10 protein-coding genes are annotated in these 14,316 nt (G+C 71.9%); 7 read left to right on the plus strand and 3 right to left on the minus strand.

Going from position 1 to position 14,316, the window contains the following annotated elements; translation table 11 throughout:
- Positions 1-4 precede the first annotated feature (4 nt).
- The 4 genes from ACIGHB_RS04615 (at position 5) to ACIGHB_RS04630 (ending at position 5,184) form a co-directional block, all read left to right on the plus strand.
- Entirely contained in the window at positions 5-1,591 is a 1,587-nt protein-coding gene (locus ACIGHB_RS04615) for an NADH-quinone oxidoreductase subunit M (protein WP_360310431.1), read from the plus strand.
- On the plus strand, positions 1,588-3,237 hold the full coding sequence (nuoN, locus tag ACIGHB_RS04620; protein ID WP_399909513.1) for an NADH-quinone oxidoreductase subunit NuoN: 1,650 nt from the start codon (positions 1,588-1,590) through the stop codon (positions 3,235-3,237). Before ACIGHB_RS04615 ends, nuoN begins: the two co-directional genes overlap by 4 nt.
- 166 nt (positions 3,238-3,403) lie before the next feature.
- On the plus strand, positions 3,404-4,318 hold the full coding sequence (locus tag ACIGHB_RS04625) for a helix-turn-helix domain-containing protein (protein WP_399909515.1): 915 nt from the start codon (positions 3,404-3,406) through the stop codon (positions 4,316-4,318).
- 41 nt (positions 4,319-4,359) lie between these two features.
- Positions 4,360-5,184: a carbohydrate-binding protein gene (locus ACIGHB_RS04630; protein ID WP_399909517.1), complete on the plus strand. Its 825-nt coding sequence runs from the start codon at positions 4,360-4,362 to the stop codon at positions 5,182-5,184.
- A gap of 3 nt (positions 5,185-5,187) precedes the next feature.
- Here the strand turns inward: ACIGHB_RS04630 and fahA are convergent, their stop codons facing one another.
- Entirely contained in the window at positions 5,188-6,414 is a 1,227-nt protein-coding gene (gene fahA / locus ACIGHB_RS04635) for a fumarylacetoacetase (protein ID WP_399909519.1), read from the minus strand.
- Positions 6,415-6,696: 282 nt separating this feature from the next.
- On the opposite strand from fahA, the gene ACIGHB_RS04640 reads away from it, so the two are divergent.
- Entirely contained in the window at positions 6,697-8,070 is a 1,374-nt protein-coding gene (locus tag ACIGHB_RS04640) for an LAETG motif-containing sortase-dependent surface protein (RefSeq protein WP_399909521.1), read from the plus strand.
- Positions 8,071-8,111: 41 nt separating this feature from the next.
- Here ACIGHB_RS04640 and ACIGHB_RS04645 read toward each other — a convergent pair whose 3' ends face one another.
- Both ACIGHB_RS04645 and ACIGHB_RS04650 read right to left on the minus strand, forming a co-directional pair.
- Entirely contained in the window at positions 8,112-10,130 is a 2,019-nt protein-coding gene (locus ACIGHB_RS04645; RefSeq protein ID WP_360310443.1) for a CocE/NonD family hydrolase, read from the minus strand.
- Positions 10,131-10,139: 9 nt separating this feature from the next.
- A complete protein-coding gene (locus ACIGHB_RS04650) occupies positions 10,140-11,654 on the minus strand; it encodes a peptide MFS transporter (protein ID WP_360310445.1) in 1,515 nt (504 codons plus the stop codon).
- A gap of 218 nt (positions 11,655-11,872) precedes the next feature.
- Between ACIGHB_RS04650 and ACIGHB_RS04655 the strand changes: the two genes are divergently transcribed.
- A complete protein-coding gene (locus ACIGHB_RS04655; protein ID WP_360310447.1) occupies positions 11,873-12,883 on the plus strand; it encodes a polyprenyl synthetase family protein in 1,011 nt (336 codons plus the stop codon).
- Positions 12,884-13,020: 137 nt separating this feature from the next.
- A complete protein-coding gene (locus ACIGHB_RS04660; protein ID WP_399909523.1) occupies positions 13,021-14,208 on the plus strand; it encodes an outer membrane lipoprotein carrier protein LolA in 1,188 nt (395 codons plus the stop codon).
- Positions 14,209-14,316: the final 108 nt, after the last annotated feature.

Raw genomic sequence — 14,316 nt, forward strand, 5'->3', positions numbered from 1 at the left:
GCCGATGTCCTTTCCCCTTCTGACGTTGACGGCAGCGGTACCGGCGGTCGGTGCGATCCTCACCGCCGCCGTGCCCGCCGCCCGTCGCACCGCGGCCAAGTGGGTGGCGCTGACCGTCTCGCTGGTCACGCTCGTGCTCGCCGGACTGGTCTTCGCCCGCTTCGAGCCGGGCGGCGACCGCTACCAGCTGGTCGAGTCCCACTCCTGGATCAGGGACTTCGGCGTCCGGTACGAACTGGGCGTCGACGGCATCGGGGTGGCGCTGATCGCGCTCACCGCGCTGCTGATCCCCTTCATCATCCTGGCCGGCTGGCACGACGCCGACCCCCTGGAGACCTCCTCCAAGCGGTGGCGGCCCACGCAGGGCTTCTTCGCCCTGATCCTCATGGTCGAGGCGATGGTGATCCTCTCCTTCGAGGCCACCGACGTCTTCCTCTTCTACATCCTCTTCGAAGCCATGCTCATCCCGATGTACTTCCTCATCGGCGGCTTCGGCGACCGCGCGCACAGCGGCTCCGACGAGAACGCGGCGGCGCAGCGCTCGTACGCGGCGGTCAAGTTCCTGCTCTACAACCTGGTCGGCGGGCTCATCATGCTGGCCGCCGTCATCGGGCTCTACACGGTCGCGGGGAACTTCTCGCTCACGGAGATCGCCGAGGCGCGGGCGAACGGCTCGCTGGAGATGGCCTCGTCCACGGAGAAGTGGCTCTTCCTCGGCTTCTTCTTCGCCTTCGCGGTGAAGGCGCCGCTGTGGCCGCTGCACACCTGGCTGCCGAACGCGATGGGGGAGGCGACCGCCCCGGTCGCCGTCCTCATCACGGCGGTCGTCGACAAGGTCGGCACCTTCGCGATGCTCCGCTTCTGCCTGGGCCTCTTCCCCGAGGCGAGCAAGTGGGCCACGCCCGCGATCATCGTCCTCGCCCTGATCAGCATCGTGTACGGGGCGCTGCTCGCGGTCGGCCAGCGGGACATCAAGCGGCTGGTCGCCTACGCGTCGATCTCCCACTTCGGCTTCATCATCCTGGGCATCTTCGCGATGACCAGCCAGGGCCAGTCGGGCGCCACGCTCTACATGGTCAACCACGGCATCTCCACCGCCGCCCTGATGCTGGTCGCCGGCTTCCTGATCTCCCGGCGGGGCTCGCGGCTCATCGCCGACTACGGCGGTGTGCAGAAGGTCGCCCCGGTCCTCGCCGGCACCTTCCTCATCGGCGGTCTCGCGACCCTGTCGCTGCCCGGACTCGCCCCGTTCGTCAGCGAGTTCCTGGTCCTGGTGGGCACCTTCGCCCGCTACCCGGTGGCCGGGATCGTCGCCACCACCGGCATCGTCCTCGCCGCGCTGTACGTCCTCGTCCTCTACCAGCGGACGATGACCGGGCCGGTGAAGGAGGAGGTGCGCGCGATGCCCGACCTGCGGGCGCGCGAGCTGGCGGTGGTCGCCCCGCTCATCGCGGTCCTGCTCTTCCTCGGCGTCTACCCGAAGCCGCTGACGGACGTGGTCAACCCGGCCGTCCGGCACACGATGTCGGACGTGCAGCGGACCGACCCCACCCCCGAAGTCCCCGTCCAGAACGTGGAGGCGGCCAAGTGAACGCCCTCGCTGTCCACAGCCTGTGGACGACGGCCGCCGAGCCGCTGAACAAGATCCCGGCGCCGAAGATCGAGTACACCCAGCTCGCCCCCGTGCTGATCGTCGTCGGCGCGGCGATCCTCGGTGTCCTCGTCGAAGCCTTCGTGCCCCGCAAGGGCCGCTACTTCACCCAGGTCTTCCTGTCCGTCCTGGCCCTCGCGGCCGCGTTCGCCGCCGTCGTCGGCCTCGCGGCCGGCGGCTTCGGCACCACCAAGGCGGGCATCGCGGCGATGGGCGCCATCGCCGTCGACGGCCCCGCTCTCTTCCTCCAGGGCACGATCCTGCTCGCCTCGATCGTCTCCGTCCTCACCTTCGCCGAGCGCAGGCTCGACCCGGCCGACCACGGCCACAAGGTCGACTCCTTCGCCGCCGAGGCCGCCGCCGTCCCCGGCGGCGACCACGAGAAGGCGGCCGTCAAGGCCGGCTTCACCACCACCGAGGTCTTCCCGCTCGCGCTCTTCGCGATCGCCGGCATGCTGGTCTTCCCGGCCGCCAACGACCTCCTGACCCTCTTCATCGCGCTCGAGGTCTTCTCCCTCCCGCTCTACCTGCTGTGCGCCGTCGCCCGCCGCAAGCGGCTGATGTCGCAGGAGGCGGCGGTCAAGTACTTCCTCCTCGGCGCCTTCTCCTCGGCCTTCCTGCTCTTCGGGATCGCCCTGCTCTACGGCTACGCGGGCTCCGTCTCGTACGCCGCCATCGCCGACGTCGTGGACGGCGCCGTCGCCACCGTGAACCCGGCGCTCGCCGAGACCATGGGCAACGACGTCCTGCTCCTCATCGGCTTCGCGCTGGTCCTCATGGGCCTGCTCTTCAAGGTCGGCGCCGTCCCGTTCCACATGTGGACCCCGGACGTCTACCAGGGCGCCCCCACCCCGGTGACCGGCTTCATGGCCGCCGCCACCAAGGTCGCCGCCTTCGGCGCGCTGCTCCGCCTGCTGTACGTGGTGCTGCCCGGCCTCACCTGGGACTGGCGTCCGGTCATGTGGGCCATCGCGATCGTCACGATGCTCGGCGGCGCGGTCGTCGCCATCACCCAGACCGACATCAAGCGGCTGCTCGCCTACTCGTCGATCGCGCACGCGGGCTTCCTGCTCGCGGGCGTCATCGCCGCGACGCCGAGCGGCATCTCGTCCGTCCTCTTCTACCTGGGCGCCTACTCCTTCGTGACGATCGGCGCGTTCGCCGTCGTCACCCTGGTGCGGGACGCGGGCGGAGAGGCCACCCACCTCTCCAAGTGGGCCGGTCTGGGCCGTCGTTCGCCGCTGGTCGCCGCCGTCTTCGCGGTCTTCCTGCTCGCCTTCGCCGGCATCCCGCTGACCTCCGGCTTCTCCGGCAAGTTCGCGGTCTTCAAGGCGGCGGCGGAGGGCGGCGCGGGCGCGCTCGTGGTGGTCGGCGTCATCGCCTCGGCGGTGGCGGCGTTCTTCTACATCCGCGTCATCGTGCTGATGTTCTTCAGCGAGCCGAAGGCGGACGGCCCCACGGTCGCCGTGCCCTCGATCATGACGACGCTCACCATCACCGCGGGCGTGGTCGTCACCCTGGTCCTCGGCCTCGCGCCGCAGTACTTCCTGGACCTGGCGAGCCAGGCGAGCGTCTTCGTACGCTGACTCCACCACGGACGGGGCCCGGCTCGGGGGCGAGCCGGGCCCTTCCGCGTGCCCGGGCCCTTCCGCGTGCCCGGGGAGGGGCGTCCCCGGTCCTCCTGACAGGCGGCGGTCCGCGTGGGATCGTGGGCGGGGCGAATGGTCTGTACCTGTCGGGGAGGGGGATTCCGTGCGCGGGACGACGGTCTTACCCGGGGTGCCGTGCGAGGCGCCCCGGGAGGGGGAGCCGCCGGTGCACCGGCTGGAGCTGCGGCTGCCCGAGCAGGTGCCGTTCGCGGCCGGCGGCTTCGACGCCATGGGCCCCATGTCGCGGGCCGACTACCCGCACCGGCACACCTTCTACGAGATCGTGCACGTGGTGGAGGGGACGGGGGTGCACGTCATCGACACCGGGCGGTACGCCCTGCGCCCGCCGCAGCTCGGCGTGATCCTGCCGGGGCAGGTGCACCGGTGGGAGGGGGTACGGGGCCTTGAGGGCTCCCTCGTGCTGTTCACGCCCGAGTTCCTGGTGGACGGGGCGGACGACCTGGCGCTGCTGCGACGCCTCGGGGAGCGGCCGTGGGTGGATCTGGACGAGGCCGCCCACGCGCGGACCTCGCTGCTGATGGCGGAGCTCGCCGAGGAGTACCGGGCCGGCGCCGACGGCTTCGCCGGGGTGCTGCGGTCGCTGCTGCACGTGCTCCTGGTGCGGGCCGCCCGGGTGCCGGGCGGCCGGGTCGTGGCGCCGGCGCGGGGCCTCGCCGAGGAGTTCCTCGGCCTCGCGGGGCGGGCCACCGCCGGGATGTCCGTACGGGAGTGCGCCGAGCGGCTGGGGGTGACGCCCGGACACCTCACGGAGGTCGTGCGGGCCGTTACCGGGCGGACACCGGCCGCGCTGCTGCGGGAGGCGCGCGTGCGGGAGGCGCAGCGGCTGCTGGTCGCCACCGGGCTGTCCGTGCGGCAGGTGGCCGCGCGGGTCGGGTTCGAGGATCCCGCGTACTTCTGCCGGTTCTTCCGGCGGGAGGTCGGGCGCAGCCCGGGGGACTTTCGAAAACACCACGACCGCCCCGTTCCGTCCATCGAAGGCGGGGACGGGAGCTCGTAGGTTCGTGCCGACCCCAGCCCCCCACCCGAGGAGCCAGGCACATGGACAGCGAGAGCACCACCAGCACCGGGCACGTCACCCGCAAGGCCGTGCTGCGGGCGGCGCTCGCGGCCGGGATGGCCGCGCCCGCCGTCCTCATGGGCGTCCCGGCGCTCGCCCGCACGCTGGGCGACAGCGGGACCGCCCTCGACCTCACCCCGACCTGCGACGACGGCGACGACCCCACCCCGCCGCAGATGGAGGGGCCGTACTTCAAGCCCAACTCGCCGCTGCGCTCGAGCATGCCGGACGGACCGGGCACGCGGCTGACGGTCAGCGGCTACGTCTTCGGGCGGGCCTGCCGGCCGATATCCGGGGTCCTGCTGGACTTCTGGCAGGCCGACGTCAACGGCGCCTACGACAACACCGGGTTCAAGTTCCGCGGGCACCAGTTCACCGGCGCGGACGGGGCGTTCAAGCTCACCACCATCGTCCCCGGGCTCTACCCGGGGCGGACCCGTCACCTCCACGTCAAGGTGCAGGCGCCCGGACGGCCGGTCCTCACCACGCAGCTGTACTTCCCGAACGAGCCCCGGAACAACACCGATTCGCTCTTCGACCCGCGTCTGCTCATGACCGTCAGGGACGGCGGCGGGGGCCGTGAGGCCGCCTTCGACTTCGTGCTCGACGTGAAGCAGGACCCGGGCCCGACGCCCACCCCCACGCCGACCACCGCGCCGCCCGGCGGCACCTGGGCCGCCGGACGGACGTACACGGCGGGGGACAGGGTGACGTACGGCGGTGTGGGCTACGTGTGCCTCCAGGCCCACACCGCCATCGCCGGCTGGGAGCCGCCGAACGTCCCCGCCCTGTGGCGGGTCGGCTAGCGGTCAGGCGGAGGGCGCGATCCGGCCCCGGACCTCGCCGAGGCCCACCTTCGTGCCGTCCGGGCCGGGCGCCCACGCGGTGAGGACGACCTCGTCGCCGTCCTCCAGGAACGTCCGCTTGCCGCCCGCGAGTTCGATCGCGTCCCGGCCGTTCCAGGTCAGCTCCAGGAGCGAGCCGCGCTGGTTCACCTCGGGGCCGGAGACCGTGCCGGAGCCGTAGAGGTCGCCGGTGCGGAGGGAGGCGCCGTTCACCGTCATGTGGGCGAGCTGCTGCGCGGCCGTCCAGTACATGGTGGAGAACGGCGGCTCCGCCACCACCTCCCCGTTGATCTCCACGGTGATCCGCACGTCGAAGCCGCCCGGCTCCTCCTCCGCCGCGTCGTCCAGGTAGGGGAGGAGCGGGAAGTCCCGGGCCGGCGGCGCGGTACGGGCCGCGTCGAGGGCCTCCAGGGGCGTCACCCACGCCGACACCGAGGTCTGGAAGGACTTGCCGAGGAACGGGCCCAGCGGCACGTACTCCCACGCCTGCACGTCCCGCGCCGACCAGTCGTTCAGCAGCGTCAGGCCGAAGACGTGGTCCCGGAAGGCGGCGAGCGGCACGGGCGTGCCGAGCTCCGACGGGGTGCCGACGAGGAAGCCGACCTCCGCCTCGATGTCCAGCTTCACCGACGGGCCGAAGACCGGCGCCGCGTCGGCGGGCGCCTTCCGCTGGCCGGAGGGGCGCACCACGTCGGTGCCGGACACCACGACCGTGCCGGAGCGGCCGTGGTAACCGATCGGCAGGTGCTTCCAGTTGGGCGTCAGCGGCTCGCCGTCGGGGCGGAACATGCGGCCCACGTTGGTGGCGTGGTGCTCGCTCGCGTAGAAGTCCACGTAGTCGGCGACCGTGTACGGCAGGTGCAGCGTCACGGCGTCCAGCGGGTGCAGCAGCGGCTCGATCTCGGCGCGGTGCGCCGGGACCGTCACCCAGGCCGTCAGGGCGCGCCGGACGTCGCGCCAGGTGGTCCGCCCGGCGGCGAGCAGCGCGTCGAGGCTCGGCCGGTCCAGGAGGGAGGCGTACGGGGAGCCGAGCGCGTGCGCCGCGGCCCCCGCGTCCAGCACGTACCCGCCGATCCGGACGCCGAGGCGGCGGCGGCCGGGCTCGTCGGCGGTGGTGAAGACGCCGTACGGGAGGTTGTGCGGGCCGAAGGGGTCGCCCTCGGCCAGGTCGAGCGGGCTGTGCTCGGACATCGGTGCGTGCCTCGCTTTCGATGATGGGTGAGGGACACGTTACGGGGCGGGCCGCCGGGCGAGGATGACATGGATCACAGAGAAACCGGGGGCTCCGTGAGCAACTGCGGCGATTGGCCGGATTCGTCCGCGCGGTGCTGGAGACTGTCCGTCCGAGCTGCGAAAACGCCTCTATCGGGGGGCTGTTTCGGGCCATACGATCATGGCGGCGTCGTCCCCGCGTGAGGAGTCCGCGGGCGCGCGCCGCACTCTCTTCTTCCCTGACCAGGAAAAGGTCCCTACGTGAAGATCCGCCGTATTCTCGCGACCGCCGTGGCGGCCGCCGTCACGACGCCGGTCGTGTTCCTGTCCGCCGGCCAGGCCGTCGCGGACACCCCGAAGCCGCACCAGAAGCAGACCGCCGGCACCGCCGACCACGAGGACGACGACGTCCCGACCATCGCGGAGCTGGAAGAGGCGGTCAAGACCGCCCAGGCGAAGGTCGACGACCTCAAGGCCAAGCGCACGAAGCTGCTGAAGGACCTTGACGAGAAGAAGATCGACGCGGTCGTCCAGGCCGAGTACGACGCCGCGAAGAAGGCGTACGACGACGCGAAGACCGCCACCGCCACCGCCGTCCAGACGGTGACCGCGGCCGAGGCCGAGCTCAAGAAGGTCACCGAGGACCCGGCCTCCACCGAGCAGCAGAAGACCGACGCCGCGAAGGCCGTCGAGGACGCGGCGAAGAAGCGGGACGAGGCCGTGGCGTCCGAGGAGACCGCCAAGGAGCGCTACGACGCCGCCGAGACGGCCCGCGACGACGAGCTGGTCGCGCTGAGCCGGGAGGTCCACCTCCTCAAGGGCGAGATCGAGACCGCCGAGGAGGAGCTCGCCCAGGCCAAGGAGGACCTGGAGTTCTGGGAGTCGATCGGGGAGGGGTGCAAGGAGGACTCCTCGCTCTCCTTCTCCCTCACCGGACCCGAGAAGATCGCGGCCGGCGGCAGCGGCGTCTTCACGCTGTCCCTCACCAACGTCTCGGACCGCCCCCTGGACGACGTCCAGGCGTGGCCCGGCGTCGCGATCTTCGGTACTCCGGACGAGGACGAGCTGGACCCGGAGCACCCGCCGGCCCTCGACCGCGCCACGGTCGAGTGGTCCTCCAAGGACGTCCTGGAGTGGACCCCGCTGACCGACGAGTTCGACACCGCCGACTTCGGCGGCATCGACAAGGGCCACACGTCCGAGGTCAAGCTGCGGGTCACCGTCGACGGCGACGCGCCGCTGAACCAGGGCGTGCTGCACGCCTCGGCGATGTACGAGAACGACGACCGCTCCTGCGGCATCAGCGACAAGACCGTCGAGGCGTGGTTCGACGTCACCGGCGACGACAAGGGCGAGCCGACCCCGACGGAGAAGCCGACCGCGGAGACGGAGTCCCCGTCCCCGGAGCCGTCCCCGTCGACGTCCACGCCGACCCCGGCCGCCACGGCGACGAGCACGGGCACGGGCACCAACACCACCGCGCAGGGCGGCTCCTCGAACACCTCGGTGAACGGTGAGCTCGCCGAGACCGGTTCGAGCGACGCCCTGCCGAAGCTCGTGGCGGCGGCCGGCGCCGCCCTCGTGCTCGGCGCGGGCGCGCTGTTCCTGGCTCGCCGCCGCAAGGCGAACGCCTAAGAGTCACCCGCACCGCCGCGATCCCCCGTACGGCCCAGGGCTCAGCCCGCCGTGCGGGGGATCCGCTTCTCCCAGGTGCGGTGGAAGACGACCTCGCCGCCCTCCTTGCACACCACCTCGTCGGAGGTGTGGAAGGCGTCGGCGTCGCAGCTGATCTCGGAGCGGGTGTCGACGGTGACGTCCCAGGCGAGCTCCGGGCGGTGCAGCCGGATGTGCCACTCCGAGCGGGTGCGCGCGGAGAGCGGGTCGTCCTCGGCGATCGTGTACGTCTCCACGGCGTCCTCGGTGAACTCCAGGCCGTCCGGGTACACGCGCGTGCCGCCGTACTTCGGGTCGACCTGGAGCGTCCACTCGCCCTTGGCGACGTCCCGGAGCACCAGCCGTTCGGGGCGGGTCTCCTCCGGGGTCCTCAGGGTCGCCGGGGACGACACGCCGAGCGGCGGGGACTGCTCGGGCTCCTCGAAGGTGACCGAGTCGTCCGTACGGGCGCGGACCGGAAGGGTGAGGGAGGAGCCGGCCGGGTCGAGGGTGAAGCCGGCGGCGTCGGGCTGCGGCCAGATCCACGGCCAGTAGGCGGAGGAGATCGCGAGCCGGACCCGGTGGCCGGGCGGGAAGGTGTGCCCGATGCCGTTCAGCTCGAAGCGGTACGTCTCCCACTCGCCGGGCTGCGCGTCGACGGCCCGGTCGCGGCCGTAGCGGGCGGAGACGTTGAGGGCGCCTCGGGTGACGAGCGTGGAGGAGCCGTCCGGGGCGATGTCGCAGAGCCGGGCGATGATCTGCCCGGTGGGCGCGGGGGTCGTCAGGTGCAGGGCGACGGAGGGGCGGCCGAGGATCTCGATCGGGGTGCCGCCCTCGGACTCGGCGGGGACCGGGAAGTCGAAGCAGGCCGAGTGGGCGTCCTCGTCGCGCTGGTCGGGCGGCAGGTCGGCGTCGTTGCCGAAGGGAAAGAAGCGGCCCGCGTCGATGCCGGTCTGCTGCGGCGAGTCCACGACCGCGTGCTCGCCCTGGAAGGCGTACGTGACCGGGGTGACGTGCGGCGACGGCCAGGACGGGTCGGCGACCCAGCGGCCCGGCAGCTCCGCGTAGACGGTGGCCGGCGGGTGGGACTCGCTGATCCAGGAGCGGAGCAGCGGCTCGGCCATGACGTCGTTCTCGGCGCCCTTGAGGTGGTGGTCCCACCAGCGGAGGGTCTCCTGGAGGAAGCCGATGGCGGGGCCGGGCGGGAGCCCGCGGTCGGGGTACTGGTGGGACCAGGGGCCGATGATGCCGCGGACCCGGTCCTGGGGGAGGTGTTCGGCCAGCCGGAGGACGGTGTCCCGGTACGGGTCGTGCCAGCCGCCGACGGCGAGGACGGCGGCGCGGATCGCGCCATAGTCCTCGCAGACGCTGCCGTGCCTCCAGTAGTCGTCCCGGGTCTGGTGGGAGAGCCAGGTGTGGACGAAGGGCTCGACGGCCTCCAGGCGGCGCAGCCACAGCTCCCGCCACTCCTCGCCCGCGTAGTGGGGGTCCGGGGGGCGGCAGACGAAGGCGAGCATGGTGGCGGCCCAGGCGTGCATGTCGACGCCGAGGACGGAGCCGCCCATGTAGTGGACGTCGTTGTCGTAGCGGTCGTCGGTGGAGCAGACGGTGACGACCGCCTTGAGCGGTTCGGGGGCGAGGGCGGCGATCTGGAGGCTGTTGAAGCCGCCCCAGGAGATGCCGAACATGCCGACCTTGCCGGTGCACCACTCCTGCTCGGCGAGCCAGTTCACGACGGCGACGCCGTCGGCGAGCTCGGTGGCGTCGTACTCGTCGCCGGGCAGGCCCTCGCTGTTGCCGTGGCCGCGGACGTCCACCCGTACGGAGGCGTAGCCGTGGCCCGCGTACCAGGGGTGGCGCTGCCAGTCGCGGGGCGCGGTCCAGTCGGTGAGCCGGTACGGCAGGTACTCCAGGAGGGCGGGAACGGGCTCGTCGGTGAGCGGCCGCCACACGCGCGCGTACAGCCTGGTGCCGTCCGGCAGCGGGATGCGGATGTCCTCGTGCCGGGTCTCGTACGGGAAGTCGGTACGGATCTTCGTCATCGGGTCACCTCAGTGGACGGGGTGCATGGTGCGGCGCAGCCAGGGCGCCAGGGCCATCACGGCGAGGCCGACGGCGACGGCGATGGCGCCGTTGACGCCGAAGTAGGCGGGCTTGGAGACGTCGTCGTAGAGCTTCACGGTCTGCGCCTGGATGCCGTTGGCGAGGGCGAGGGAGAGGAACCAGAGCGACATGGTCTGGCTGGAGAACGCCTTGGGGGCGAGTTTGCTGGTGGCGGACATGCCGGAGGTCTCCAGGAGCACGTCGCCGAGGCCGAGGAGCAGGTAGGAGCCGACGATCCACCAGGCGGCCATCTGGTACGTGTCGTCGGCGTGGCCCGAGGTCGGGAGGACCATCAGGAGGAAGGACAGGCCGCCGAGGACGACGCCGAGGGCGATCTTGTTGGAGGCGTGCGGCTGCCTGTGGCCCATCCGGGCCCAGACGGCGGCCACCACGGGCGCCAGGGCCACCTCGAAGGCGCCGAGGGCGGAGGCGTACCAGCTGGGCGGGAAGTCGAAGCCGAGGATGGTCGTCCTGGCGTTGGACTGGGCCAGCAGCATCATCGTGGAGTACGCCTGGAAGAGGATGAAGTTGAACGCCACCGAGGCCAGGAAGAGCACGATGTACGGCCGGAGCCGGCCGCGCTCCTCGGCGGTGACCCGGGGGCTGGTGAACATCACCCAGAAGTAGACGACCGGCGCGATCACCGAGATCAGCGTCAGCAGGTCCACGAAGCGGTCCATGGTGAGCCAGCCCGCCGCCGCGAGCGCGACGGCCGCCGCGGCGACGACCACGGCGCCCGCGCCCAGCAGGATCCACGTCCGGCGCAGCGCGTCCGGCGCGAGCGGGAACTCGGCGGCGTGCCGCTTGCCCGCGAGGTGGCGGCGCCCGGCCACGTACTGGATCAGGCCGAAGGTCATGCCGATGGCGGCGGCCGAGAAGCCCCAGTGGTAGCCCTTGTGGTCGGCGAGCCAGCCGGTGATCAGCGGTCCGGCGAAGGCGCCGATGTTGATCGCCATGTAGTAGAGCGCGAAGCCGGCGTCGCGGCGGTCGTCGTCGGTGCGGTACAGCTTGCCGACCATGGTGGCCACGTTCGGCTTGAGCAGGCCGGTGCCGGCGCTGATCAGGCCGAGGCCGACCCAGGTCATCGTGGCGGTGGGCACCGCCATGGAGTAGTGGCCGCAGGCGATGAGGACGCCGCCCCACAGGACCGCCCGGTACGAGCCGAGGATCCGGTCGGCGAGCCAGCCGCCGGCCACCGAGACCAGGTAGACGAGGGTGCCGTAGGCGGCGGAGACGGAGGCGGCGGTGCCGGCCGCCATGCCGAGCCCGCCGTCCGAGACGGCCGCGGCGAAGTACAGGACCAGGATGGCCTGCATGCCGAGGAACGAGAACCGCTCCCAGACCTCGAGGCCGGAGAGGGCCAGGAGGCCGCGCGGATGGCCCAGGAAGGCGCGGTCGTCCTCGGGGGGCGGTTGCTCGCCGTCGCCGTCCCAGTCGTCCTTGTCGATCGCTGTTCGAGACAATTCGTGCACTCCATGTCGTATCAGCTGATCACGAACATACCGGGGGTGACGGGAAGGCGCCCACGGTGATCGAAACGTGACCGGATACGCTGGCTTGAGTGAATCCCAGCGACACATCGACAATCCGTGTGACCACGAACACCGTGTGATCACCGCCCCAACCGTGTGATCGTCGCCATGTGACCGACAGCAGGCGTCAGCAGACAGGAGACCCCCTCGTGACCGTCGTCGGGCCGTTCGGTCTTAGCGTGCGGGACCAGGCTCTTGAGGCCGATGTCCAGACCGGGTTGGCGGCCGTCGAGGCCGGCCTCCTCGACGCGACCAAGAGCGATGTCCCCTTCATCACCGAGGCCGCGCAGCACCTGGTGCTCGCCGGCGGCAAGCGGTTCCGGCCGCTGCTCGTGATGCTCGCCGCCCAGTTCGGCGACCCCTACGCGCCCGGTGTGGTGCCCGCGGCCGTCGTCGTGGAGCTCACCCATCTGGCCACGCTCTACCACGACGACGTCATGGACGAGGCGACCGTCCGCCGGGGCGTGCCCAGCGCCAACAGCCGCTGGGGCAACTCGCTCGCCGTCCTCACGGGTGACTTCCTCTTCGCCCGCGCCTCGCACACCCTTGCGGACCTCGGCCCCGAGGCCGTACGGATCCAGGCCGAGGCGTTCGAGCGGCTGGTCACCGGCCAGATCCTGGAGACCGCGGGACCCGTCGACGGCCGCGACCCGGTCGACCACTACCTCGACGTCCTCGGCGGCAAGACCGGCTCCCTCGTCGCCGTCTCCTGCCGCTTCGGCGCCATGATGTCCGGCGCCGACGAGTCCGTCGTCGACATCCTCACCCAGTACGGCGAGCGGCTCGGCGTCGCCTTCCAGCTCGCCGACGACGTCCTCGACATCGCCTCCGAGGGCCACGAGTCCGGCAAGACCCCCGGCACCGACCTCCGCGAGGGCGTCCCCACCCTCCCCGTCCTCCGCCTCCGGGCCGCCGCGGCCGCCCACGGCCGCCCCGAGGACCTGGAGCTCGTCGCCCTGATCGACGGCGACCTCACCGACGACGCCCGGCACGCCGAGGCCCTCCGCCGCCTCCGGGTCCACCCCGCCCTGGAACAGGCCCGCCGCGACACCGTCCGCTACGCCGAGGAGGCCAGGGACATGCTGGCCCCCCTCCCCGACGGCTACGCCAAGTCGGCCCTCCGGGAACTGTGCGACGCGGTGGTCCACCGCGCGGGCTGACCCCACCGGGGGATCAGGGACGTCATCCCGGAGGCGTACGTGAGGTTGGGCCCCCGGGCTGACGCCTCGCGGGCCCGGTCCTGGTGAGATGGAGGCATAACGAAGCAGTCCGCCAGGGCACGGAGGGATCACAGACCATGGCAGCACAGCGAAAGACGAGTCGGTACGTCGTCCCGGTCGCGGTGGCCGGTATCGCCGCCGCGACCATCGGACTCGTCCCGGCGCTCGCCGCGTCCGGCGACCCGGACCTGCCGGAGCTCACGGCCCAGCAGCTGATCGAGAAGATCGCTGCTTCGGACACCCAGACGCTCTCCGGCACCTTCAAGGTCTCCACGGACCTCGGTCTGCCGGCCTTCGACGGGCTGCTCGGCGGGATCGCCGGCGGTGCCGCCGAGGGCGAGGGGTCCGCCGACCCGGCCGAGCAGCTGACCAAGCTCGTCTCCGGCACCCACACCCTGAAGATCGCCGCCGACGGCCCCGAGCGGCAGAAGCTCACGCTCCTCGACGGCAAGGAGCAGTACAGCCTGGTCCACAACGGCGACGAGGTGTGGGCGTACGACTCCCGGTCCAACGAGGTCTTCCACGAGAAGGGCGTCGACGCGGGACCGGAAGAGGGCGGCCCGGCCCACGAGAAGGAGCTCCCGGCCGGCCCCAAGGCCCTCGCCGACGAGGTCCTGAAGGCCGCCGGCGACACCACCTCCATCACGGTCGGCGGCACGGCGAACGTCGCGGGCCGCGACGCGTACCGCCTGGTGATCGAGCCGAAGCAGCAGGGCTCCACGGTCGACGCGATCACCATCGCGGTCGACGCGGCCACCGGCACCCCGCTGAAGTTCACCCTGGACTCCACGAGCGGCGGCAAGCCGGTCCTCGACGCGGGCTTCACCAAGGTCGACTTCGGCAAGCCGGCCGCCTCGGAGTTCGACTTCACCGTCCCGAAGGGCGCGAAGGTCACCGAGGGCGACAAGGGCGCGGCCGGCCAGAAGGACCTGGAGAAGGACCTGGAGAAGGAGTTCGGCGGGCTCGGGGACCTCGGTCTCGGCGGCGTCGGCGGCCTCGGCGAGGGCGACGTCAACGTGATCGGGGAGGGCTGGACGACCATCGCCCGCATCGACTCCGGCGCGCCGGCCCCGAAGACGGACGAGGCGCCCAAGGAGGTCCAGGGCTTCCTGGACTCGCTCGGCGACAAGGTCAGCGGGAAGTTCGGCTCCGGCACGGTCTTCAAGACCAAGATCGTCAACGCGCTCATGACGGACGACGGCAAGGTCTACGTCGGCGCCGTGACGCCGGACGCGCTGGTGGACGCGGCGAACGCGGCCAAGTGACGCGGCCAAGTAACACGGCCAAGTAACACGGCCGAGTAACGCGGCCGAGTAACGCGGCAGTTGGTGCCCGGGTGGGTCGGGAGCAGGTCACCGGCCCACCCGGGTGGC

This window comes from Streptomyces sp. NPDC085460 (genome assembly GCF_044541975.1).
Classification (GTDB): Bacteria; Actinomycetota; Actinomycetes; order Streptomycetales; family Streptomycetaceae; genus Streptomyces.